The 23,213-nt window shown below is 56.9% G+C and carries 27 protein-coding genes and 1 tRNA gene; 23 read left to right on the top strand and 5 right to left on the bottom strand.

Annotated elements, in window-relative coordinates; translation table 11 throughout:
• Window positions 1-2 precede the first annotated feature (2 nt).
• From OZ656_RS10425 to OZ656_RS10380, 10 genes are all read left to right on the top strand, one after another.
• Window positions 3-959: an acyl-CoA desaturase gene (locus tag OZ656_RS10425; protein WP_183578390.1), complete on the top strand. Its 957-nt coding sequence runs from the start codon at window positions 3-5 to the stop codon at window positions 957-959.
• Window positions 956-1,426, top strand: coding sequence for a nuclear transport factor 2 family protein (locus tag OZ656_RS10420; RefSeq protein WP_011784970.1), 471 nt, complete (start codon window positions 956-958; stop codon window positions 1,424-1,426). The genes OZ656_RS10425 and OZ656_RS10420 overlap by 4 nt, the downstream gene beginning before the upstream one ends.
• Complete coding sequence (locus OZ656_RS10415) at window positions 1,423-2,205, top strand: SDR family oxidoreductase (protein ID WP_278350624.1); 783 nt, start codon at window positions 1,423-1,425, stop codon at window positions 2,203-2,205. Before OZ656_RS10420 ends, OZ656_RS10415 begins: the two co-directional genes overlap by 4 nt.
• A gap of 25 nt (window positions 2,206-2,230) precedes the next feature.
• Entirely contained in the window at window positions 2,231-3,496 is a 1,266-nt protein-coding gene (locus OZ656_RS10410; protein WP_278350625.1) for an NAD(P)/FAD-dependent oxidoreductase, read from the top strand.
• A gap of 2 nt (window positions 3,497-3,498) precedes the next feature.
• Window positions 3,499-4,401, top strand: a complete 903-nt coding sequence (locus OZ656_RS10405; protein WP_153739894.1) for a DUF1365 domain-containing protein — start codon at window positions 3,499-3,501, stop codon at window positions 4,399-4,401.
• Window positions 4,389-5,663 (top strand): cyclopropane-fatty-acyl-phospholipid synthase family protein, encoded by a 1,275-nt coding sequence (locus OZ656_RS10400; protein WP_153739895.1) that lies wholly within the window; start codon window positions 4,389-4,391, stop codon window positions 5,661-5,663. Before OZ656_RS10405 ends, OZ656_RS10400 begins: the two co-directional genes overlap by 13 nt.
• Window positions 5,660-6,184 carry a DUF2878 domain-containing protein gene (locus tag OZ656_RS10395; RefSeq protein WP_379944466.1) on the top strand — a complete coding sequence of 175 codons (525 nt, stop codon included), beginning with the start codon at window positions 5,660-5,662 and terminating at the stop codon, window positions 6,182-6,184. The genes OZ656_RS10400 and OZ656_RS10395 overlap by 4 nt, the downstream gene beginning before the upstream one ends.
• Complete coding sequence (locus OZ656_RS10390; protein ID WP_153739897.1) at window positions 6,181-6,921, top strand: hypothetical protein; 741 nt, start codon at window positions 6,181-6,183, stop codon at window positions 6,919-6,921. The genes OZ656_RS10395 and OZ656_RS10390 overlap by 4 nt, the downstream gene beginning before the upstream one ends.
• Window positions 6,922-6,999: 78 nt before the next feature.
• Window positions 7,000-7,812 (top strand): exodeoxyribonuclease III, encoded by an 813-nt coding sequence (gene xthA, locus OZ656_RS10385; RefSeq protein ID WP_228223580.1) that lies wholly within the window; start codon window positions 7,000-7,002, stop codon window positions 7,810-7,812.
• A gap of 18 nt (window positions 7,813-7,830) precedes the next feature.
• Window positions 7,831-8,460: a TetR/AcrR family transcriptional regulator gene (locus OZ656_RS10380; RefSeq protein ID WP_023010163.1), complete on the top strand. Its 630-nt coding sequence runs from the start codon at window positions 7,831-7,833 to the stop codon at window positions 8,458-8,460.
• A 3-nt stretch (window positions 8,461-8,463) separates the two neighbouring features.
• Here the strand turns inward: OZ656_RS10380 and OZ656_RS10375 are convergent, their stop codons facing one another.
• Complete coding sequence (locus OZ656_RS10375) at window positions 8,464-8,883, bottom strand: phasin family protein (RefSeq protein ID WP_278350627.1); 420 nt, start codon at window positions 8,881-8,883, stop codon at window positions 8,464-8,466.
• Between the two features lie 343 nt (window positions 8,884-9,226).
• Here OZ656_RS10375 and OZ656_RS10370 point away from each other — a divergent pair, with 343 nt between their 5' ends.
• The 7 genes from OZ656_RS10370 to OZ656_RS10340 are packed head-to-tail and all read left to right on the top strand — an operon-like array spanning window position 9,227 to window position 14,058.
• A complete protein-coding gene (locus tag OZ656_RS10370) occupies window positions 9,227-9,664 on the top strand; it encodes a YeeE/YedE family protein (RefSeq protein ID WP_222180197.1) in 438 nt (145 codons plus the stop codon).
• Between the two features lie 3 nt (window positions 9,665-9,667).
• On the top strand, window positions 9,668-10,123 hold the full coding sequence (locus OZ656_RS10365) for a YeeE/YedE family protein (RefSeq protein WP_272998856.1): 456 nt from the start codon (window positions 9,668-9,670) through the stop codon (window positions 10,121-10,123).
• A complete protein-coding gene (locus OZ656_RS10360) occupies window positions 10,104-10,532 on the top strand; it encodes a TIGR01244 family sulfur transferase (protein ID WP_114434060.1) in 429 nt (142 codons plus the stop codon). The genes OZ656_RS10365 and OZ656_RS10360 overlap by 20 nt, the downstream gene beginning before the upstream one ends.
• A gap of 23 nt (window positions 10,533-10,555) precedes the next feature.
• Complete coding sequence (hemH, locus tag OZ656_RS10355; RefSeq protein WP_272998829.1) at window positions 10,556-11,668, top strand: ferrochelatase; 1,113 nt, start codon at window positions 10,556-10,558, stop codon at window positions 11,666-11,668.
• A 19-nt stretch (window positions 11,669-11,687) separates the two neighbouring features.
• Window positions 11,688-12,428 carry a 5-oxoprolinase subunit PxpA gene (locus OZ656_RS10350; RefSeq protein ID WP_272998831.1) on the top strand — a complete coding sequence of 247 codons (741 nt, stop codon included), beginning with the start codon at window positions 11,688-11,690 and terminating at the stop codon, window positions 12,426-12,428.
• Window positions 12,425-13,108 carry a 5-oxoprolinase subunit PxpB gene (gene pxpB / locus OZ656_RS10345; RefSeq protein WP_153739900.1) on the top strand — a complete coding sequence of 228 codons (684 nt, stop codon included), beginning with the start codon at window positions 12,425-12,427 and terminating at the stop codon, window positions 13,106-13,108. Before OZ656_RS10350 ends, pxpB begins: the two co-directional genes overlap by 4 nt.
• Window positions 13,105-14,058 (top strand): biotin-dependent carboxyltransferase family protein, encoded by a 954-nt coding sequence (locus OZ656_RS10340; protein WP_199451671.1) that lies wholly within the window; start codon window positions 13,105-13,107, stop codon window positions 14,056-14,058. The genes pxpB and OZ656_RS10340 overlap by 4 nt, the downstream gene beginning before the upstream one ends.
• Window positions 14,059-14,340: 282 nt before the next feature.
• Here the strand turns inward: OZ656_RS10340 and OZ656_RS10335 are convergent.
• Window positions 14,341-14,431, bottom strand: a tRNA-Ser gene (locus OZ656_RS10335).
• Between the two features lie 263 nt (window positions 14,432-14,694).
• Here OZ656_RS10335 and OZ656_RS10330 point away from each other — a divergent pair.
• The 5 genes from OZ656_RS10330 to OZ656_RS10310 all read left to right on the top strand — a co-directional run bounded on the left by OZ656_RS10330 (window position 14,695) and on the right by OZ656_RS10310 (window position 16,887).
• Window positions 14,695-15,396, top strand: coding sequence for a Bax inhibitor-1/YccA family protein (locus OZ656_RS10330; protein ID WP_153739902.1), 702 nt, complete (start codon window positions 14,695-14,697; stop codon window positions 15,394-15,396).
• Between the two features lie 100 nt (window positions 15,397-15,496).
• Window positions 15,497-15,907 (top strand): sulfurtransferase complex subunit TusD, encoded by a 411-nt coding sequence (tusD, locus tag OZ656_RS10325; RefSeq protein ID WP_153739903.1) that lies wholly within the window; start codon window positions 15,497-15,499, stop codon window positions 15,905-15,907.
• A gap of 2 nt (window positions 15,908-15,909) precedes the next feature.
• Window positions 15,910-16,260: a DsrE family protein gene (locus tag OZ656_RS10320; protein ID WP_272998836.1), complete on the top strand. Its 351-nt coding sequence runs from the start codon at window positions 15,910-15,912 to the stop codon at window positions 16,258-16,260.
• 9 nt (window positions 16,261-16,269) lie between these two features.
• On the top strand, window positions 16,270-16,557 hold the full coding sequence (gene tusB / locus OZ656_RS10315; RefSeq protein ID WP_278350629.1) for a sulfurtransferase complex subunit TusB: 288 nt from the start codon (window positions 16,270-16,272) through the stop codon (window positions 16,555-16,557).
• Between the two features lie 3 nt (window positions 16,558-16,560).
• Window positions 16,561-16,887, top strand: a complete 327-nt coding sequence (locus tag OZ656_RS10310) for a TusE/DsrC/DsvC family sulfur relay protein (protein WP_278350630.1) — start codon at window positions 16,561-16,563, stop codon at window positions 16,885-16,887.
• A gap of 22 nt (window positions 16,888-16,909) precedes the next feature.
• On the opposite strand, the gene OZ656_RS10305 is transcribed toward OZ656_RS10310, so the two are convergent.
• The 3 genes from OZ656_RS10305 to nfuA all read right to left on the bottom strand — a co-directional run bounded on the left by OZ656_RS10305 (window position 16,910) and on the right by nfuA (window position 19,273).
• The gene (locus OZ656_RS10305; RefSeq protein WP_278350631.1) at window positions 16,910-17,269 is read right to left on the bottom strand and encodes a hypothetical protein; all 360 of its coding nucleotides are present in this window, start codon (window positions 17,267-17,269) and stop codon (window positions 16,910-16,912) included.
• A gap of 21 nt (window positions 17,270-17,290) precedes the next feature.
• Complete coding sequence (locus tag OZ656_RS10300) at window positions 17,291-18,502, bottom strand: DUF445 domain-containing protein (RefSeq protein ID WP_194841878.1); 1,212 nt, start codon at window positions 18,500-18,502, stop codon at window positions 17,291-17,293.
• A gap of 183 nt (window positions 18,503-18,685) precedes the next feature.
• On the bottom strand, window positions 18,686-19,273 hold the full coding sequence (gene nfuA / locus OZ656_RS10295; RefSeq protein ID WP_011785011.1) for a Fe-S biogenesis protein NfuA: 588 nt from the start codon (window positions 19,271-19,273) through the stop codon (window positions 18,686-18,688).
• 238 nt (window positions 19,274-19,511) lie between these two features.
• Here nfuA and metH point away from each other — a divergent pair, with 238 nt between their 5' ends.
• Window positions 19,512-23,210: a methionine synthase gene (gene metH / locus OZ656_RS10290; protein ID WP_153739908.1), complete on the top strand. Its 3,699-nt coding sequence runs from the start codon at window positions 19,512-19,514 to the stop codon at window positions 23,208-23,210.
• Window positions 23,211-23,213 lie beyond the last annotated feature (3 nt).

Here is a 23,213-nt window from a genome sequence, read left to right as displayed (position 1 = left end):
ATATGACCCGAGTAAATAGTTGGTTAACAAACATTCTGAGATGGTTCGATTCCGAAGCTGGATCAGATCACCTGGATACGGACTCCCGAGCCTTTAACTGGGTACGAGTCCTGCCCTTCATCGCTCTCCACCTTGCCTGTTTGCTGGCACTTTACACCGGCGTCAGTACTTTCGCAGTGGTTTTTGCCGTTGCGTTTTTCCTGGTAAGGATGTTCGCGATCACGGGCTTCTACCATCGGTATTTCTCCCACAAAACCTTCAAAACCAGCCGGCCTGCGCAGTTCGCATTTGCCATTCTGGGGGCCAGCGCGGCTCAGCGGGGTCCCTTGTGGTGGGCCGCGCACCACCGGCACCATCACCAACACTCGGACAACGAGCAGGATCTGCACTCACCACACCAGGGTGGGTTCTGGTGGTCCCATATGGGATGGTTCACCTGTGATGCGGGCTTTGCGATGGATGAACGCAGGGTGCGCGACTGGCTGAAATTCCCGGAACTCAGGTTCATCAACCGTTTTGACTCTCTGATACCCGCTGCGTTCGCGGTCGCTATTTACCTGTTTGGCGAGGCACTGGCCCTGTGGGCCCCCGAGCTCGGCACCAACGGGCTTCAGCTCCTGGTATGGGGTTTCTTCATATCAACCGTGGTGCTTTTTCACGCGACGGTTTCGATCAACTCCCTGTCACACGTCTGGGGTAAAAGACGGTTTGAGACCGATGACGACAGCCGCAACAATTTCTGGCTGGCTCTGATCACCCTGGGCGAGGGCTGGCACAATAACCACCACCGCTGGCCGCAATCGGTACGCCAGGGTTTCCGCTGGTACGAAATTGATGTCACCTGGTACGGCCTGTGGTTGCTTTCCAAGCTGGGCATCATCTGGGATCTCAATCCGATTCCGGCTCATATTCAGAAAGAGACCCGGAAACTGGACCACAAGAGGAGGAACCGCTCATGACGACGTCTGCCTCTGCCATTGAAGTCGGGGCACCGGATTCCGGATTGCCCGTGGTACTGGAACGTTTCTGTTCGCTGTATAACGCACTGGACAAAGGCAATCTCAACAAGCTCCAGCAGGTATACGGCGAGGATATCGAGTTTCAGGATCCTTTTGGTCGGGTACATGGCCTTGATCAGCTAACCGAATACATGGCGAGCGCCTACGGCAACGTTATCCGCTGCCAGTTCCGTTTCCACGAGCCGGTCATTCAGGAATGCTGGTGCAGCCTGCCCTGGGTGATGGAGCTTCAGCACAAGCGTGTTCGCGGCGGCAAGCCGGTGTTTGTGGAGGGTATCAGCCATCTGGAGATCCGGGACGGAAAAGTTCGTTATCACCGGGACTATTTCGACGCCGGCCAGCTTTTATATGAGAACCTGCCGGTGCTCGGCCGCATGATTCGCTGGGTTAAGGAGCAGGCAGGATGAGCCAATTACTGACGTCACCCAGCAACATCTGGTTAACCGGTGCCTCATCCGGTATTGGCGAAGCGCTGGTTCACGAACTCGCCGGTGCCGGTCACAAACTGATTGTGACCGGCCGCCGGCAGGAGCCATTGGATGAGCTGTTGCAAACCTTCCCGAACCAGATAGCCGCCGCCGCTGCGGACACCACCAGCAAGAATGACTTGCAGGGGGTCAAGTCGCAGCTTGACCACTTTGGCGACCTGGACATGGTCATTCTGAACGCCGGTACCTGTGAGTATCTGGAAGTCGCGGACTACAACAGCGATGTCATTGCCAACAACGTGACCACCAACGTGATCGGCACAGCACGCTGCCTGGATTTTGCCCTGCCGGCGCTGCGGGCGACCCGTGCCAAAGGTAAACCGGCGACGCTGGTGATTGTGAGTTCCTCGGCGTGGTGGTTTCCGTTCGGGCGTGCTGAGGGCTATGGCGCCTCCAAGGCGGCACTTACCTACTTTGCCCAGTCACTGAGAGCTGATCTGGCGGCCGAGGGGATTCGGGTGGTGGTGGTATCCCCGGGGTTTGTCAAAACGCCATTGACGGACCGAAACGATTTTCCCATGCCGTTCATCATCTCAGCCGGGGATGCGGCTAGACGAATCCGCACAGGGCTTGAGAAAGGCCGGAACGAAATCGCGTTCCCGAAACGCTTTACCTGGTCCCTGAAGCTGCTAGCCGCCCTGCCCCAGGGAGTCATCGACCGCATGGCCGCCTCCATGGCCCGTAAAACCGATCATTGAAGTTTGACCACAGGAAATACCTTGCATGAATCAGGAACGTCAGCGAATTGCCGTGATTGGCGCTGGAGTATCAGGTTTAACAGCCGCCTGGCTGCTGGCCGACAAGCACGATGTGCATCTGTTTGAAGCCGGCGACTATGCCGGAGGCCACACCAACACGGAACAGTTTGAAGCTGGTGGTCGCACCTGGCCGGTGAATACCGGTTTTATTGTGTTCAACGACTGGACCTACCCCAACTTCATCAAGTTGATGGATCGGCTCGGGGTGGCCTCTGAAGTGAGCAACATGAGTTTCAGCGTGGACTGCCATGCCAGTGGACTGCAGTACAACGGCACCAGTCTGAACACCCTGTTCGCCCAGCGCCGGAATCTGTTTAATCTGAATTTCCTGAAAATGATCCGGGAGATTCTCCGGTTCAATAAGGAAACCCGTGCCGACCTGGCCGCCGCCACGATTCCGGACGGCGAAACACTCGGGGAATATCTGAACCGCAACGGCTACAGCCGGTACTTCCGAAACTACTACATTGTCCCCATGGGCGCGGCTATCTGGTCTGCGCCGGAGATTGTGCTGGAACAGTTCCCAATCCGGTTTTTTCTACAATTTTTTAACAACCACGGCATGTTATCTGTGGATGACCGGCCCACCTGGCGAGTGATTTCCGGAGGTTCGGCTACCTACGTAAACCGGATGATGGACAAGCTGGGCGAACGCACCCATCTGAACAGCCCGGTAACTTCCGTAAAACGGGATGAGGAGGGCGTTACCCTGGTGGCCAACGGACAGGAACATCGTTTTGACCAGGTCATTTTCGGCTGCCACAGTGACCAGGCCCTGGCCATGCTGGACGACGCCACTGACGATGAGAGAAGCATCCTCGGAGCCATCGCATACCAGAAGAACGACGTGGTTCTGCACACGGACGCCAGCGTACTGCCCTCGAACCGTCTGGCTTGGGCCGCCTGGAATTACATGATCCCGGAACACAGCACGCAACCGGTTTCCGTAACCTACAACATGAAGGTTCTTCAGAACTTCGACGACGCTCCGGAAACCTTTTGCGTCACCCTGAACCGAAGCCGGGATATTAATCCGGAAAAGGTGATCAAACGGTTTGAATACGATCACCCCGTCTTCACTCTGGACGCCGTTGCCGCACAGGAGCGCTACGATGACATCGGTAACCGGAACCGCACCCACTTTTGCGGTGCCTACTGGTTCAATGGCTTCCACGAAGACGGTGTGCGCAGCGCACTGAGAGTTACCCGGGCATTCGGGGTGGAGCTCTGATTATGGCCAGTGAATGGCTGGAAGGCACCATAAGGCATCGGCGCAAGCTACCGGTTCAGCATGAGTTCAGCTACAACATCGGAATGCTCGCCCTCGACCTTGACGACTGGTCCACGGTAACCAGAACCAGTCCGTTTTTTTCCCTCGAACGTTTTAACTGGCTGGGGCTCTACCGGCGGGATTACCTTGACCCGGAAGTGCCCAGCCTGCGCCAGGCGGTATTCAACCGGGTTAAAAGCGCCACCGGCTGGGCTCCGGATGGGCCAATAGAGCTGGTTACCCACCCGCGCTACCTGGGCTACATTTTCAATCCGGTCAGCTTTTACCTGTGCTATGAAAGGGGCTGCAGGCCAGACGCCGGTGCCACCCCCCGTGTGATTGTCGCCCAGATTACCAACACCCCCTGGAAACAGCGCCATGTGTACTGCATGGAATGCACCCAGCCGGGGCCGGGCTCCGATAACGCCTGGCACACCGAGCGTTTTGCTTTCAGCAAACGCTTCCACGTTTCACCATTTAATGGCATGAATCAGCACTACCAGTGGCTGTTCAGTTTTCGCGGCAAGGACATGCGCGTTCACATGAATGTGGAAGAGGAAGGCCGCAAGCATTTTGATGCCACGCTGGTAGTCCAACGCACCCCTCTTGATCGTAAAACCCTGCACAGGAGCCTGAGACGGTTTCCCCTGGAAACCATCAAAGGCGTTGCCGGTATTTACTGGAATGCCCTGAAGCTGAAATTCAAAGGGGCCCCCTTTTACACCCACCCGGACAAACTCGATGCAACCGACAGCGCCTACCAGCGCGGTACCGAGGATCTGGGGCTGGATGTAACGGAAAAACCATCGGCACAACAAGACAACGCATTTGATTCGGCAGGAAGGGTAAGCTCATGGAGAACCTGAACACCTCGGTTGAACACCAGCGCACCGGAAACACGGGGCTTTCGTTGATCAGCCGTGTCGCAAAGCACCTGGCTTGCCAGCAACTGGCGCAGCTTGGTCATGGCAGGCTGGTGATCAGAGAGGCAGGAGGTGAGGACCTCGTATTCGGTGATGGCGATGACCGCTATCCGCAGGCCGAGTTAGTGATCCACAACCACAGCACCTGGCGGGATCTGGTGACCGGTGGCAGCATCGGTGCTGCCGAATCGTTTGTGGCAGGTGACTGGAGTTCACCAGATCTGACCGCCCTGCTTCGGTTCTTTACCCGCAATATCGACACCATGAACCGGTTTGAAGACCGGTTTGCCTGGATCAGCAAGCCAGCACTCAAGGCACTGCACTGGCTGAACCGCAACACCCCGGAAGGCTCCCGCAAGAACATCAGCGCCCACTACGATCTGGGCAATGACCTGTTCCGCCTGTTCCTGGACCCAACCATGATGTATTCCTCCGCCATTTACCCCCGCGAGGATGCAACCCTGGACGAAGCGGCCGTTCACAAGCTGGATACCATCTGCCGCAAGCTGGATTTAAGGCCGGAGGACCGGGTGGTGGAAATCGGTACTGGCTGGGGTGGCTTCGCCATTCACGCCGCCAAACACTATGGCTGCCATGTCACCACCACTACCATTTCCAGGGAGCAGCTGGAGCTGACCAAGGCGCGAGTGAAAGCGGAAGGCCTGGAAGACAAGATTACGCTGCTGTTCGACGACTACCGCGATCTGCAGGGGCAGTTCGACAAACTGGTGTCCATCGAGATGATCGAAGCCGTTGGCCCCCAGTTCCTGGACAGCTACCTGTCCCAAATCAGCCACCTGCTGAAGCCGGATGGCCTGGCGCTGATTCAGGCCATTAACATGCCGGAACAGCGTTACCACCGGGCATTGAAGAATGTGGATTTCATCCAGCGTTACATTTTCCCCGGCAGCTTTATCCCATCGTTTGGCGCTATTCTTGGCTCTATGAACCGGGGCTCAGACCTGGTACTGACCCATGCCGAAGACTTCGGCTTTCACTACGCCCGAACGCTGAGGGACTGGTGTGATCGGTTCATGGTGTGCCGTCAGGAACTGGAACAGCTGGGATACGACCAGGCCTTCCAGCGCCTGTGGCATTTCTATTTCGCGTACTGCGAAGCTGGCTTCAGCGAGCGGGCGATTGGCGTTGCCCATCTGGTCATGGCCAAGCCGGCCAACAAACGCGCGAATATTCTGAGTGTATGATCACTTCAAAAAACGCCCGTAACCTGCTGAACTTTATACTGTTCCAGACAGGCTGGCTGGCCTGCGTGCTGTACCCCGGGCTAGCTACGGTTGGGCTGATCCTGGTGTTCCTGGGGCTACATCTTGCTCTGGTCAGTCAACAGCGGTTTTCCGAACTGCAGTTTATTGGCTTTGGCGTGGTGCTCGGCGGACTGATGGATACATTCTGGTTCCGAACCGGGGTGCTGGCCCTGGATTCCGGAGAAGAGGTGCTGGCGGCCCCGCCCTGGCTCATCGCGATCTGGGCCATCTTCATGACCACCCTGTGTCATTCCCTGGGCTGGATTGGCCAGCACCAGTGGTTGCCGTGGGCTCTGGCCCCCATTGCCGGCCCCTTTGCCTATTGGTCCGCCAGCCAGCTCGGTATAGTGGCGCTGCCGGACCTGACAGTTTCCCTGGTCGCCATGGCCGTCGGCTGGTTCGTCCTGTTTCCGTTGCTGCTGTTCATTCGCAAGGCCCTGTATACGGAGCTGGAAACATGAAACTCGCTGGTTCGACGGCCCTGACCGTATTCCTGGCAGCAGCCGCGTTTCCCGTGGCTGGCGAGGTATTTGAATTTTCAGGTACAGCCAAACAGGATGGGAAGGTGCTTTACCAGGAGGATCATCGAGTCGAAGGCACGTGTTCCGAAGGCGTCTTCGCCCCGGTTAATCACCAGGTTTCCTACCGGACTCCGGAAAGCCGCGACGAGTTTGCCAGCAAAATGCTGTCTTACAATAGCTCCCCATTCCGTCCGCAACTGGAATTCCGCCAGCCGACATTCGGAGAAGCTTTGACCATCACCTACCCGCAGGAGCAGGCACTCAACATCGTCTGGCAGAGTCCAGCGGGAGACACCCGCGAATTCATGGTCCCCTTTGACCAGAGCCTGGTGGTGGATTCAGGTTTTGATTACTTTGTCCGGGCAAACTGGGAACGCGTCCAACAAGGCGAGTCTGTGGAATTCCGGTTTCTGGCCCCCACCCGGGGCGATCACTACGGTTTTGTTCTGGAGCCAGCCACTTCTGTAAAGGTGAACGCAGAGGTGACCGTGCAGATCCGCCCCACAAGTCTGGTATTACGGTTTCTGGTGGATCCCATCGTGCTGGGCTATAGCTCAGACGGCGCACTGACCGACTATCTGGGGTTGACCAACATCCGGCAAGATGCCGAATCCAACCACATTGCCCACATTCGCTATCAGGTTGCCCGCTTGCCGGATTGTGAACTGACACGGTAATCCGGTCGCAGCTGCCAGACGGCACCCGGCCTGGGGTGTGTTAAACTCCGAAAAAATTTTTCCGGAGATTCTGCGCCCATGATGTTTGTGTCGTTCAATGTGAACAGTATCCGCACCCGCCTGCATCAGCTCGAAGCCGTGATTCAGCAGCTTAATCCGGATGTCATCGGTCTTCAGGAAACCAAGGTCACTGATGAGGAATTCCCGGTCGAGGCCATTCGCGAGCTCGGTTATCACGTTCACTTTCATGGCCAGAAAACCCACTACGGTGTTGCCCTGTTATCCCGCGCGGAGCCGGAAGAGGTCCTCAAAGGCTACCCCTCTGATGGTGAAGACTCCCAGCGGCGCCTGATTACCGGCCATTTCACCGTTAACGGCGAACCCCTGACCGTCATCAACGGTTATTTCCCCCAGGGGGAAAGCCGGGACCACCCTGTAAAGTTTCCTGCCAAGGAAAAGTTCTACGCCGACCTGATGGCCTACCTGGACCAACTGGCCAAGAAACCCGGCCATATTTTGGTAATGGGCGACATGAACATATCGCCCACAGACCGCGACATCGGCATTGGCGCCGACAATGCCAAACGCTGGTTGCGTTCGGGAAAATGCAGTTTCCTGCCGGAAGAGCGGGAATGGCTTGGGCAAGTTGAACAACGGGGCTTTACCGATGTATTCCGCCATCTGCACCCGGACGAAGCCAACACCTTCAGTTGGTTTGACTATCGCAGCAAAGGCTTTGAGCGTGACCCGAGGCGAGGCCTGCGCATTGACCTGATCATGGCCAGTGACAGCCTCCTGCCCAAGGCAAAAGCAGCTGGTGTGTCCTACGATATCCGGGCCATGGAGCGACCATCCGATCACTGCCCGGTGTGGGCCTCATTCGACCTCTGATTGACCGGGCCATTACGGATGAAGAAAGTCAAAACCAGGGATCGGATCCTCGACACCAGCCTGCTGCTGTTCAACAGCCTTGGGGAGCCCAACGTCACCACTCTGCTGATCTCTGATGAGCTGGAGATCAGCCCTGGCAACCTGTATTACCACTTCAAAAGCAAAGGCGATATCGTTGAGGAATTGTTCCGGGCCTATGAGGCAGAGATGCTGGATCTTCTGGCGGTGCCCGAGGAAGCAGACGTGCCCATGGACCAGTTCAGCTTCTTCCTGCATCTGCTGTTTGAAGCCGTGGCCCGCTACCGTTTCCTGTACCAGGATCTGGTCAACGTCCTGTCCCGTTACGATCAGCTTCAGGTTCGATTTCGCAGGATTCTCAAAAAGAAGGAATTGGCGTTCAACACGCTGTGTGAGAGTTTTCGCCGGCAAGGCATCATGAACATCGGTTCGGATGAACTGGCTTCGGTGTGTGAGCAGCTTACCCTGACGGTGTGTTACTGGAGTAGCTTCGACACGCTTTCGCATCTGGATGACCGGGAGTCAGTGGATCCGGGCCGCGGGGTCTATCAGATGTTGCACCTGTTGCTTCCCTACCTGAACGAAGAAGAACAGGAACAGGTCCGGCTCACCAGCCGGACCTATCTCTAGAGATTATTCTTCCTCGTCGCGCGCAGTGTTCTTGCCGCGCAGCCTGGACAGCTCACTTTCCAATGCCTCGATACGGCGCTCCATAGCTTCGATTTCTTCCCGGCGATGGATGCCCAGGCGACGGAGTGCGCCAGAAACCCGCTGGTCGAACATATGCTCGAGCTTGTCCCAGGTACCGGTGGCCCGCTCACGAACCTCGCCTACCCGATCTTCCACGGTGCGGATCTGTTTCTCGACCACACCCCGGGTTTTGCTCTCCAGCTGTTCGCCTTCCTGAACCAGACGATCAAAGAACTTGCCGGCGTCCTCTTCCGCTTTGGTGTAGGCGCCAAGCCCAGCCAGCCAGATTTGCCGGGCGGAATCCTTGATCTTGCCCGCCAGTTGCGGATCATTTTCAGGATTTTTGTCGTCGTGCTCAGACATGCATACCTCATGGGAGTCGGGCATTAGCGGTAGCTGTCATTGTATTACAGCCGGGGCCGGATTGCAGTGGTGGCCCTGAGAACCGCATAACGAAAGGCCGCAGTATAACCACTGATGCAATATGAAAAAATGTTTTCAAACGAAAGCGCCTCTCACTTGAACTGTTCGAATTATGGTCAATACTTCCCAATACCGGCATCCCTGTTGATGTCGGTTTGTCTGGAAGTCTTTCATGGATACTACTCGCACGCCTCTGCCCGGCATTCCCTGCCGGGCTTTTTTTGTTATTATTCCTCCCCATTATATGGTTATTCCAAAACCGATATTTCGCGGGAGTCTATGAATGATTGATATTGCCTGGAGCCAGTTTACCCCTGGCGCTGCACTGACTGGCGGCCTGCTGATCGGCCTCGCCGCTGCAAGCTTCCTGCTTTTGAACGGCCGCATTGCAGGAATAAGTGGAATACTGGGTGGCCTGTTGGTGCCTGCCCGCCGCGATATACTCTGGCGGGTGGCTTTTCTCGCCGGGCTTGTAGGCACCCCAAGCCTGTGGCTGTTGTTTTCTGAACTTCCACCGATTCAGATTGACGCAGGTTATCCAGCCCTGATCGTTGCCGGATTGCTGGTGGGTATAGGCACTCGCTACGGCTCAGGCTGCACCAGCGGGCATGGTGTCTGTGGATTGTCTCGTCTGTCGCCTCGCTCACTGGTCGCAACCCTGAGTTTTATGGCAACAGGATTTTTAACGGTGTTCGTAATTCGCCACCTGATGGGAGTCTGAATGATGAAGTACTCTGTCACCTCACTTCTGGCAGGACTGATTTTCGGGTTGGGGCTCATGGTATCGGGTATGGCCAATCCGGAAAAAGTGCTCGGTTTTCTCGATATCGCCGGGCTTTGGGACCCGTCACTGGCTTTCGTGATGGGAGGCGCAATCATCGTCGGACTGGTCGCTTTCGCCGCGGCGCGCAGGCGTACCCTGTCGTTCCTCGGATTCACCATGAAAATGCCGGCGAACAACCGTATTGAGCCCAGACTTGTTATTGGCAGCATGATGTTCGGTATTGGCTGGGGCATTGCCGGTTTTTGTCCAGGGCCCGCCCTGGTGGCTCTTGGTGCCGGAGAAATCAAAGCCGTGGTCTTTGTTGCGTCCATGGTGGCCGGTATGATGGCATTCGAAGTGATCGAGCGGATTAAACGACCGTCGTTGGGAGACACGCGTGGATATCAGAAAAATTGATGACAGTATTTCCGTAGCGCCACAAATCGCTATTGAGGACGTCGCCGAAATTGCGCGTCTGGGGTTTCGGACCCTGGTCGCCAATCGGCCCGACCATGAAGAATACGGCCAACCGGCCATGGCCGACATTGAGGCCGCGGCGAGAGAACAGGGCCTTGAATGGGTCTACATGCCGGTTGAGTCTGGCAATATTACCGACCAGGACGTCGAACGTTTCGCGCCCATGATCCGTGATGCCGAGAAACCCGTACTAGCCTTCTGTCGTTCCGGCACCCGCTGTACGGTACTATGGGCTCTGAGCAGTGCCCGCGACCACCAGCCTGAGGAAATCCTGTCCCGGGCACGGAATGCAGGTTACGACATTACCGGGCTTATTCCCCGCCTGATGCAGCAGGCCGGCAAGCGTTAATTTTCATCTCACGGAACGTCTCAATGCCTTACAACGGGATCGATAACTACCGCCACAATGAGCCGGATCGGCTCGGAGTGCTGATCACCAACCTTGGAACCCCCGACGCCCCTACCACCCCCGCCCTGAGGAAATACCTGGCGGAATTCCTCTGGGATCCGCGGGTTGTCGAGGTACCGCGCCCCCTGTGGTGGCTGATTCTGCACGGCGTCATCCTCCGCATTCGCCCCCGGAAAAGTGCGGAAGCCTATGCCGGTGTGTGGGAAAAGGACGGTTCTCCCCTGCTGATTCACACAGCGAAACAGGCTGAGGGTATCCGTGAGGCCATGAAACAGCGCTTCGGCACCAATGTGGTGGTAGGTTTCGCCATGCGTTATGGCAACCCTTCCATCCCCCGGGTACTGGACGAGATGCAACAACAGGGCGTGCGCAAGCTGCTGGTACTTCCGCTGTATCCCCAGTATTCAGCCTCGACCACGGCCTCAACGTTCGATGCCATTGCAAAAGACTTTACCCGGCGGCGCTGGCTGCCCGATTTCCGGCTTGTTTCCCATTACCACGATTTCCCGCCGTACATCGAAGCCATGGCGCGCCATATTGAATCCCACTGGGCCGAACATGGCCGCAAGGAAAAGCTGATTCTCTCCTACCACGGCGTACCGCTGAAATACCTGCTGAAGGGCGACCCCTACCACTGCGAATGCCATAAGACATCACGGCTGCTGGCGGAGCGTCTTGGCCTCGGTAAAGACCAGTACATGACCACTTTCCAGTCCCGGTTCGGGCGGGAGGAATGGTTGCAACCCTACACCGATGAAACCCTTAAAGCCTTGCCCGGAAAGGGGGTAAAATCCATTGATGTGTTCTGCCCGGGGTTCTCCTCGGATTGCCTGGAAACCATTGAGGAGATCAATGAGGAAAACCGGGACTACTTTATGGCAGCCGGCGGCGAAAGCTTCAGCTATATCCCCTGCCTGAACGCCACCCCGGGGCACATTGATGCGCTGGTGCAACTGGTTGAGGACAATCTGCAGGGATGGGCTATTCCCGAGAATTCGCCGGAATCCCTGGAACAGCGGGCCAGACTGGCGGAAGAGCGCAAACAGGCCACCTTCCCGGGCCGCAGCGACATCTAAGGAAAGACAGGACAGTGCCATGAAACTGAATTGCGATCTGGGGGAAAGCTACGGCGCCTGGCAAATGGGCCAGGACGACCTGGTTATGCCCCTGATCGACATGGCCAACGTGGCCTGTGGCTTTCATGCCGCAGACCCTATGGTAATTCGCAAAACACTGGCACTGGCAGCCACTCACCACGTGGCTATTGGCGCTCACCCGTCCTATCACGACCTGCCCGGCTTCGGTCGGCGCTCGATTCACCACACATCGGAAGAGATCGAAGCCCTGATGCTGTATCAGCTCGGGGCGCTCGAAGGCATGTGCCGGAGTGAAGGCCTGACGCTAAGCTACGTCAAACCCCATGGCGCCCTGAATAACGACATGATGCGGGACAATAGACTGCTTCGCGCCGTGATGGAGGCCGTACGCACCTTCCGGACCGATCTGGCACTGATGATTCCGGTCACCAGTAATTACCGCGAACATCAGCAGATGGCGGCCGACGTTGGCCTGCCCCTGCTGCTGGAAGCCTTTGCAGACCGCGCCTACGATGACGAAGGCCAGTTGGTTTCCCGGCGCCAGGCCGGCGCCGTACACGAGAATCCGGACATCATCGTTGGCCAGGCGCAGTCCTTTGCGGAAAAGGGCGGCGTATTCAGTACCACCGGCAACTGGCTTGAGCTTCCGGCCGACAGCCTGTGTGTACATGGCGACAATGACGCCGCGCTCGACGCAATCAAAGCCATCCGCCAGGCGCTCGGTAAATCCGGCCGATGATCGAGGCGGTTTCGGAAGATACCATCCTGATTACCCTGGCCCAGGCCATCGATGACGCCCTGCCTGCCCGCATTGCCAACCTCGTCGACAACATTTGGCGTGCGGGTTTTCACTGGCTGGTGGATATGGTGCCCTCATACACGACATTGATGGTGGTCTACGACCCGGTAGTCGTCGATTTCCGACAGGTAAGCGCCGAGATCTGGCCCCTCGTTCACAGGCTGAGCACACAGGCGCACACGGCGGAATTGAAAAGCCGCCTGGTGGAACTGCCGGTGTATTACAGTGCCGAGACCGGGCCTGACCTGCAGTGGCTGGCCTCGGAAAGCGGCCTGGATTGCGAGGAAGTGATTCGTCGACACAGCTCGGTTGAATACCGGGTGCATGCGCTTGGATTTGCCCCCGGCTTCGCCTTTATGGGGCAGGTTGACCCCAGCATCGCCGCACCCCGGAAAACCACTCCTCGCAAACAGGTACCCGCCGGAAGCGTTGGCATTGCCAATCGGCAGACAGCAGTTTACCCGCAGGTTTCTCCGGGCGGCTGGCAGCTGATTGGGCGCTGCCCGACACGCCTTTTTGATCCAACGAACCTGTCGCTCCTCAAGGTGGGCGATCGGGTGCGCTTTACCCCCATCAGCCGGGAGGCGTTTCTGGCCGCCGGTGGGGAGCTCATTTCATGAGCTGGCTGGAGGTCATTCATCCCGGCGTGCAAAGTTCTGTGCAGGACAGTGGTCGCCGGGGTTATCGCCACCACGGGCTGGCCGCAGGCGGCGCCCTTGATCTGATCAGCTTTACCTGGGCCAACAAGCTGCTGGACAACCCTCGCCATGCTGGCTGCCTGGAAATAATGTTAGGGGGATTCCGCGCCATTGCCCACGGCTCGCTCCGGATTGCCATCACTGGCGCCAGAACCAGCGTGACCGTGACCGGCGAACCCGTTGAAATGTGGCGAACCTTGAACCTGAACGACGGCGACGAGCTGGCCATCAGCCATTCGGCTCACAACCGGCTTATCTACCTGGCCGTGGCGGGAGGACTGGATTCGCCGCAGCAGTTCGGCAGTCACACGGTGGTTGTTCGGGAAAAGCTTGAGGGCCGGGGCCCGATAAAGGCAGGAGATAAACTGGTACTACGGGAACCGCAACGAAAAGTGCCAAGCCGGGAAGTGCCCGCGCACCAGCGCCCTGATTTCAGTTCAGAGGTGGTTCTCGGCCTGATACCGGGCTATCAGTACACTCAGTTTCAGCGGTCAGATATCCTGCGGCTGACAACCAGCGGCTACACCGTTAGCGATCAATCTGACCGTATGGGTTTCCGGCTTCAGGGTGAAGCCCTGGACTGCCCTCCGCCCGGCATCATCTCCGAAGGCATTGCACACGGATCTGTTCAGATTCCCGGCGATGGTCAGCCTATCGTGCTGCTGAACGATGGCCAGACGATTGGTGGCTACCCGAAGCCTGGCGTGGTACCGATCCTGGATTGCAGCCGCCTGGCCCAGCAACTACCCGGTGACCGTGTCCGGTTTGAATTATGCGATCTGGCTACGGCGCAGAATCAGCGCCGGCTTTTTGAGCTTCACTACCAGAACACTCGCTGGTGTCAGAATGGCCAGGCACTTGAGTGGCTTTGATTCCCCCGGCATGTTCAAGGTCGGGAACGGCCTGACAAAAGGTGCACTCTTCCGTATCTACGGCCGCGCCACCGGTCTCGACATAACGCACGCGATGGCTCGCCCTGCCTCGATTGGCTGACACTGCGAAGCGGCGGTTTTTGCGATCTGACTGTTCCTGACTTTCCGGTTCTTCAGCCATGGATGAAATCTCCCGGATATGAAGCGTGGTGTTTGGAATCCAACGGAGGGATTGGTGTAACCAGGATATTGGGGTATCAAGAGGAAAAACAAGAAGAAAAATGGCGGTGGGCCAGGGATTCGAACCCCGGGACGGCTATTAACCGTCGGCGGTTTTCAAGACCGCTGCATTCAGCCACTCTGCCAGCCCACCGTCTTGTCGAAGCATCGGGAAACGCTTCGGATAGCTGCCTTGTCGACAGCGGGAGGAATGATACCGGATTTGCCCCCTCTGTCAACGCCCTGCAATAAAAACAAAGCAAATTCCGTGGCTTCTGGTCAGAGCTTAGACAAGATTACCGCGTTTTAATGGAATCCATTTGGTGTTTCTCTGTCGTAAATGATTGAAAGTTGCGGTTTCGACATTATGATGGTCTACAGTATCCAGTTGCACTAGAGCACTAAACGGAGATGACAATGGAAGACAGACGTTTCGGCGTTCAGAACAACCAGGCGGCCTACTCGCCGGCCAGCGAAACCAGTCGCGCAGCGGCAGGTATCAGCGACGACGCCATGAAGGTGTTGCGCAACACCTACATGTTGCTCGGTATGACCCTGGCGTTTTCAGCCGTTACCGCGTTCCTGAACATGAATGGCACGCACCCGGGCTTCCTGATTACCATCGTGGGCTACATCGGCCTGCTGTTTGCCACCTATAAGCTGAAGAACAGCCCCTGGGGCATCGTCACCACCTTCGCACTGACCGGCTTTATGGGTTATACCCTTGGCCCGATCATCGGTGCGTTTGTTGCTGCAGGCGCCTCACAGATTGTTGCTCAGGCACTGACGTTGACTGCCGTCGCGTTCGTGGGCCTGTCCGCAACCGCCATCATCACCAAGAAGGACTTCAGCTTCCTGTCCAGCTTCCTGACCGCTGGTGCATTCGTGCTGATTGGCGCCATGCTGCTGGCGTTCTTCATGGAGAGCTCAGTTCTGCACCTGGCCGTTTCCGCAGGCTTCACGATCTTCGCTTCGATCATGATCCTGTTCGAGACCAGCCAGATCATCAAGGGTGGCGAGCGTAACTACATCATCGCCACCGTAGGCCTGTATGTGTCCATCTACAACCTGTTCGTCAGCCTGCTGCACCTGCTGTCAGCGTTCAGCGGCGAAGATTGATCAGTACACTCAGCCCAACGCCTTGAGAAAACCCCGGCCTATGCCGGGGTTTTTGCTTTAGGTACACTTGCAGGGTTTCCATCAGTCAGCATCCAGATTCATGCCTCAGCCACTCAGTTACACACTCGTGATTACCGGTGCCCCCTGGGCAACACAGGCTCCCCAGACTGCCCTGTCATTCGCTCAGGCCCTGCTGAAAGCGGGCCACCGTATCGACCGGGTGTTCCTGTATGGCGATGGCGTACACCTGGCGTCAGCCCTGAGCGCTCCTCCCTCCGATGAGCAACACTGGCCGCGACTGTGGTCTGAATTCCTTTCCGGGAACAACATCACAGCGGTCGCCTGCATTGCTTCAGCCCTGCGCCGCGGCATTGTCGATAAGACCGAACAGGCCCGTTACGAGCTGACTGCCAGCAATCTCAGGGCACCCTTCGAAATTGCCGGTCTTGGCGAGTGGGTAGAGGGAAACCTGAAGTCCAACCGGGTTCTTTATTTTCACGGGACACACTGACCATGACCACCCTGATTGTGATCGATCAGCCACCCTATGGCTCCTGGGCAGGACGAGACGCGCTGGACATGACCTTCTCCCTGGCGGCCTTCGACCAGCCCGCCGCCATGCTGTTTCTGGGGGCTGGCGTCAACTGGCTGTGCAAAGGCCAGGCCGCCGACGCCGTCGGCCAGAAATCTGTGGCGAAGAACCTCTCTGCGGCCGCCCTGTTCGGCGTTGAACAGATACTGGTGGATGCCCAAGCATGCGCGCAATATGGACTGGAGTTCGACGATTTGCTGCCAGGAAGCACGCCGTCGGAATCGATTTCCAAAACCCTGAGCCAGTTTTCCCGCGTTGTTTTTGCCGGATAGGACCCTGTCATGCCTGAAAACACGACCGCAACCCTGCACATCATCAACAAAGCTCCGGAACACGCCAGATTCCGGCATTGTCTGGCATCTGCTCAACAGGGTGACACGCTACTGCTGATTGAAGATGCCGTGTTGGCGCTGCTCGATCGCGGAAAGCAGTTGCCAGGGGCTTCTTATGGCCTGGAGGCTGACGCAAATGCGCGCGCCGTGGCCAATCGCGTGCCCGCAGATCAACTGGTCGACTACGCCGGTTTTGTGCAGCTGACCGTTAATCATTCACGAATCATCAACTGGTAAACCATGAGTACTTCGAATTCGCCTGAGAGAAACAACGAGGGTTTTCTGGAGGACGCGGCCACCTGGACCGATGAGGTAGCCTGGGAAATCGCTCAGGAAGACGACATTGAGTTAACGGAAAAACACTGGGAAATCATATATTTTCTAAGGAATTTTTATAAACAGCATGAAATTTCACCGCCATCGAACCGTTTGTTCGTGAAGGCCGTGAGAGAGGCGCTGGGGGACGAGAAAGGAGACAGCATCTACCTGATGACACTGTTCCCCGGAACACCCGCCAAAACTGCCTGCCGGATTGCCGGACTGCCTCGTCCTACGAATTGCCTCTGAGCCAGTGGAAAATATCGCGCTGTTACTTGTCGCGCTTTTCGGCTGACCGCGCCTGATTGGCTTGCTGTTCTTCGGCAGCGGCCCCCAGAAAAGTGCTCAGCCCGTTTTCAAACAGGTTTGAACCAAACTTGAGGAACTGGCGAGTGGATTCCCTGGTGGCACCATCCCAGGCGCTTTGGGGTATCTGCCGGATAGATTCAGCAACACCCTTCTGAACGCCGCTGGTCACCTTCGGCTCAATCTCATTGGCGGTATCAATCAAATCCTGAATGCGCTCAGCCAGCCATGGCTTTACCACCCAGAACCAGAACCCGAAGAGAACAGCCGTTACGGTGAACGCTGTCAAAAAAATCTGTGTGAGGATCTGTGCCCAAACTGGCATACGCTATTCTCCCTGGTGTGGTTAGCCCAGTACGGCCCGGGGCAAGCCGGTCATGGCAAGAAACTGAACGAGCCCGGCCACAGCACCAAACAAGCCACCCACGAACATCAGCTGAATTTCTTCCTCCCGGAACGCCGGCCTGAGTATGTCCTGGAATTCTTCCGGTCGCAGGGCCTTCATCTGGCTGGCCAGCACCCCCGCGACGACTGGTGCACGCTCACGATTGAAAGCGGGATCACTGAATACATCCCGCGTGGCCAGCACCGCTTTCTGATTCATCACACGCTTGAGCTCGGTGTAACCGGTCATGCCCACAGACACCTGGGCCGCCAGCTTCATGACCATGGAATTGTCGAGCATGGGGCGCAGGTGTTTCTGGATGATGGCGCGGGTACGGTCACCATGCTGACCGTTGATCATTGCATCGGCGACTTTCTCGACCGTGATCAATTCCTCCGCCACCAGACGCGCCCATATATCGCTGATTTCATCCTGCCGACGCAGGAACAGCCCCTGCAATTGCCAGAACAGCACTCTGCGCGGACGTACCGGAGCGAAAATCAGGTTGATGGCAATCCAGTTAGTCACGAAGCCTATAAAGAACCCGCCCACCGGCAGTAACCAGGGCTGGGGGTAGAACACGGAAACCGGCGCCAACGCGGCACCCATCACCGCTCCGATGATAGCGCCCCGATTAATAACCGACCTGAGCTCAACCGCACCGGCCTGCTGGAAGATACGATTCATCAGGTCCGGATGGTTCTGCAACTCCCGACTCAACAGCGCCTTGAGATCGACCAGCTCATCAAGATCGTCACCAAAATCCTCCACCAGCTCCTCTACCCGATTGGGTAGCTGTTGCCGCGCCCACTGATAGATCCGGGCCCGAACAAACAGCGGCAGATTATCCCAGAGTACCGGCTGGATTTCGTACATGACCTCGTCAATGTACTCATCCATGCGGGGCGTCACCTGAGCCACCACCTGTTCCACAATGCGGTTGGGCTCCAGCTTCTGGTACACAGAATTCAGGTCGCCAAACTTCTGCAGGGTGCGATCAATACAGATGTGGGCCATTTTCTCGGCCTTGCGCGGAATTACCCCTTGCCAGCCAATAACCCCAACGCCGATGAACCGGACAGGATGAAAGGACATCTGAATGGCGAGCCAGTTAGTGAACCATCCCACCACGGCAGCCATTACAGGCACGGACACAAGAGCAAGGTCAGTCAAGCGTTACCCCGAAATAGAAAAAGCATTCGCTCACACGGCACGGATAATACCCGGCCTTTGATTCTGTTTATGTGACCGATAATGAAGTATTGCGCTTAACAGGCCATTGGCCGTGTAGCCAGGCAAGGCAGGTGTTTCTGGCAGCCGCCAGAGAAGGGGCGACTGCCGGAGGAAGGGTGCAACTTATTGATAGTAAGCGTTTTCGGTATTCGAGTGGTCTGTCACATCACGCACCGCGGAGATTTCAGGTACGCGTTCCTTCAGTGTCTTCTCGACACCCTGCTTCAGCGTCAGGCTGACCGCAGAGCAGCCCTGGCACCCGCCACCAAAGCGCAACACCGCAACCGATTCGTCAACAATCTCAACCAGCGAAACATCACCGCCATGAGCTGCCAGGTTGGGATTGATTTCAGAGGCCAGCACGTAGTTCACACGCTCCGGCAGGGGCGCATCATCAGCCACCTGCGGCACCTTGGCATTAGGCGCCTTGATGGTCAGTTGCCCGCCCATCTGATCCTTGGAGTAATCGACATATGCGTCTTCCAGGAACGGCACCGAATTATGGTCCAGATACAGAGTAAACTTCTCCAGGTTGACCTGCTCATCGGTTGGCACAACTTCATTGGGCGGACAGTATGCCAGACAGGTCTCTGCGTTGCGGGTGCCGGGCTGGGTCACGAAAATGCGTACGCCCATACCTTCAACGTCCTGCTTTTCAATCAGTTGCGCAAGATAATCCCTTGCGGAATCAGTCACAGTTACCAGAGCCATGCTTCCTACCTGTTATCAAGTGTGACTGACATTTTATGAGAGATCGCCGGAACATAAAAGACCAAGTAAAATAGTCGGGCATTAATGGGGTAATCAGTTTCCCTTATCCCAACGGCGGACAGGCAAAACGGAACTTGATAATGATCATCCGTACTAAGACGCCTTTCAGCATTTTTGCTATGATCCCGCGCCAAAACGTAAAACACGACGTTAATAACGACACCCGGAAGAGTTTTCTATGACCGATCGCAATACACGCCTGGAACAGCTGCACCAAGCCCTCAAGGAGCGGATTGTCATTCTTGATGGTGGCATGGGCACCATGATCCAGAACCAGAAACTGGATGAGGCCGCATTCCGGGGCGATCGGTTCAAGGATTACGAACGGGAAGTCCAGGGCAACAATGACCTGCTGAACCTTACCCAGCCTGCCCTGCTCCGCAACATCCATGCAGATTATCTGGATGCCGGCGCCGACATTATCGAGACCAACACCTTCAACTCCACCAAGCTGTCACAGGCCGACTACGGTCTGGAAGAGCTGGCCAGGGAACTGAACGTGGCTGCGGCGAAGCTGGCACGGGAAATCGCCGACGAGTTCACCGCCAGGAATCCCGACAAGCCGCGGTTTGTGGCCGGTGCCGTGGGCCCCACCTCCCGCACCGCCTCTATTTCACCGGATGTGAACAATCCCGGTTACCGGAACGTGGATTTCCAGACTCTGGTCGACAATTACTACGAGGCGGTCTCCGGCCTGGTCGAGGGCGGCTCAGACCTTATTCTGATCGAAACCATTTTCGACACTCTGAACGCCAAGGCGGCAATCTACGCGACCCAGCAGTTCTTTATCGACAGTGGTATTGAGCTGCCGATCATGATTTCCGGAACCATCACCGATGCCTCTGGCCGAACACTTTCCGGGCAAACCACCGAAGCTTTCTACAACTCGGTTGCCCACGCAAAGCCGATTTCCGTGGGTCTGAACTGTGCTCTTGGCGCGGACGCGCTGCGGCCTTATGTGGAAGAACTGTCGAACAAGGCCGAAACCTACGTATCAGCCCACCCCAACGCCGGGCTGCCCAACGAGTTTGGCGAATACGACCAGACCCCGGAGGAAATGGCCGAGATCATTGAAGGCTTTGCCAAAGACGGCTTTCTCAACATCATTGGCGGCTGTTGCGGTTCGCGCCCGGACCATATTGAAGCCATCGCCAGGGCCGTGGCCAAGTACCCGCCGAGACAAATTCCTGAACGCCCGAAAGCACTCAGGCTCTCCGGCCTGGAACCGTTCACCGGTGACGAAAACACCCTGTTCATCAACGTCGGTGAGCGCACCAACGTAACCGGTTCCAAGCGCTTCCTGCGGCTGATCAAGGAAGAGCAATATGAAGAAGCCCTGAGCGTTGCCCGGGACCAGGTTGAGAACGGTGCGCAGATCATCGATATCAACATGGACGAGGGCATGCTGGATTCCAGGGAAGTGATGGTTACCTTCCTGAACCTGGTGGCCTCTGAACCAGACATTTCCCGCGTACCGATCATGATCGACTCGTCCAAGTGGGACGTGATCGAAGCGGGTTTACGCTGCATCCAGGGCAAGGCCGTGGTGAACTCCATCAGCCTGAAAGAAGGCGAAGAGGAGTTCATCAAACGTGCCAGGGACTGCATGCGTTACGGCGCTGCGGTGGTGGTGATGGCCTTTGACGAAGACGGCCAGGCCGATACCTTCGAACGCAAGACTGAAATCTGCAAACGCTCCTATGATGTGCTGACCGGCATCGGCTTCAACCCGGCCGACATCATTTTTGACCCCAACATCTTTGCCATTGCTACCGGTATTGAGGAGCACAACAACTACGCAGTGGACTTTATCAACGCCACACGCTGGATCCGGGAGCACTGCCCCCACGCCTCTATCTCCGGCGGCGTAAGCAACGTCTCGTTCTCATTCCGCGGCAACGATGCGGTGCGTGAGGCCATCCACTCGGTTTTCCTGTATCACGCGGTCAAGGCCGGCATGAATATGGGCATCGTGAATCCCGGCCAACTGGTGATCTATGACGAGATCGAGCCTGACTTGAAAGAACTGGTGGAAGACGTGGTTCTGAACCGCCGGGATGACTCCACCGATCGCCTGCTCGAAGCGGCCGAAAAGTTCAGAGGCAAAGGCGGCCAGGCCAAAGAGGAAGACCTTGCCTGGCGTGAATGGCCCGTTGAGAAGCGCCTGGAGCATGCCCTGGTTAAAGGCATTACCAGTTACATTATTGACGACACGGAAGCCTGCCGGCAAAACGCCAGCCACCCCATCGAGGTAATCGAAGGCCCGCTGATGGCCGGCATGAACGTGGTTGGCGATCTTTTCGGTGACGGCAAGATGTTCTTGCCCCAGGTGGTCAAAAGCGCCCGGGTGATGAAGCAGGCCGTGGCGCACCTGATTCCGTACATCGAAGCTGAGAAAACCGAAGACCAGCAGGCCAAGGGCAAGATACTGATGGCCACGGTCAAGGGCGACGTACACGACATTGGCAAGAACATTGTTGGCGTCGTCCTGCAGTGCAACAACTACGAGGTAATCGACCTTGGCGTAATGGTGCCCTGTGAAAAGATTCTGGAAACAGCCCGAAAAGAAAATGTCGACATGATTGGCCTGAGCGGCCTGATCACACCGTCACTGGATGAGATGGTGCACGTGGCCCGGGAAATGCAGCGCCTGGATTTCAGAATTCCCCTGATGATTGGTGGCGCGACAACTTCCAAAGCCCACACCGCGGTCAAAATCGAGCCCCAGTACAAGAACGACATCGCCCTTTACGTGTCTGATGCCTCCCGCTGTGTGAACGTGGCGTCCCAGCTGTTGAGCAAGACCGCCAAGCCGGCTTTCGTGGAAGCAGCCCGCACCGAATATGATGAAATCCGGGAACGCCGGAAGAACCGTGGCGACCGCACCAAGCTGGTGTCGCTGAAAGAAGCCCGTGCCCGTGCACCGGAAATCGATTTCGAGAACTACCAGCCGCCCAAGCCTGCGTTTACCGGTGTCCGGGTGTTCGAAGAGTATGATCTGAACGAACTGGTGGACTACATCGACTGGACACCGTTCTTTATTTCCTGGGACATCGCCGGCAAATACCCGGCCATTTTTGACGACCCGAAGCGTGGCGACGCCGCCCGTACCCTGTTTGACGATGCCCAGAAACTACTGAAACAGATGATCGGGGAAAAGCGGATCTCCGCAAGAGGCGTTATCGGGTTCTGGCCCGCCAATCGCCGGGGTGATGACATTGTGGTGTACACCGATGAGTCCCGAACCGAAGAGCTGACTACCCTGCACCATTTGCGTCAGCAGGATGAGAAGGCTCCGGGCAAGCCAATGATGGCGCTGTCCGACTTCGTGGCGCCGGAGAGTCTGCATCTGGGCGATTACGTGGGCGGCTTTGCGGTGACCACCGGCATCGGCGTCGACGAACTGACCACTGAGTTCAAAAACGCCCACGACGACTACAGCGCCATTATGGTGCAGGCCCTGGCAGACCGCTTGGCCGAAGCCTTTGCCGAACGCATGCACGAACGGGTGCGCAAGGAATTCTGGGGTTATGCCACCGATGAACAGATGGCCAACGAGGACCTGATCAAGGAACGCTATCGTGGTATCCGCCCGGCCCCCGGCTACCCCGCCTGCCCGGACCACACTGAAAAGGCCACACTGTTCAAACTGCTGGACGCCACCGCTAACACCAGCCTGCAGCTAACGGAGCATTTTGCCATGTATCCAACCGCAGCAGTCTCCGGTTGGTACTTCGCCCACCCGGAAGCCAAGTACTTTGCCGTTGGCAAAATTGGCGTTGATCAGGTTGAGGACTATGCTGAACGCAAAGGCCTGACCAAGGCTGAGGCTGAACGCTGGTTGATGCCAAGCCTGGCGTACGATCCGGCGGAATAACCT

This window comes from Marinobacter sp. LM1 (assembly GCF_042763285.1).
In the GTDB taxonomy this organism is placed as follows: Bacteria; Pseudomonadota; Gammaproteobacteria; order Pseudomonadales; family Oleiphilaceae; genus Marinobacter; species Marinobacter nauticus.
The sequence above is the reverse complement of the archived record's forward strand: the minus strand, read 5'-3'. Positions and strand labels throughout refer to the sequence as shown.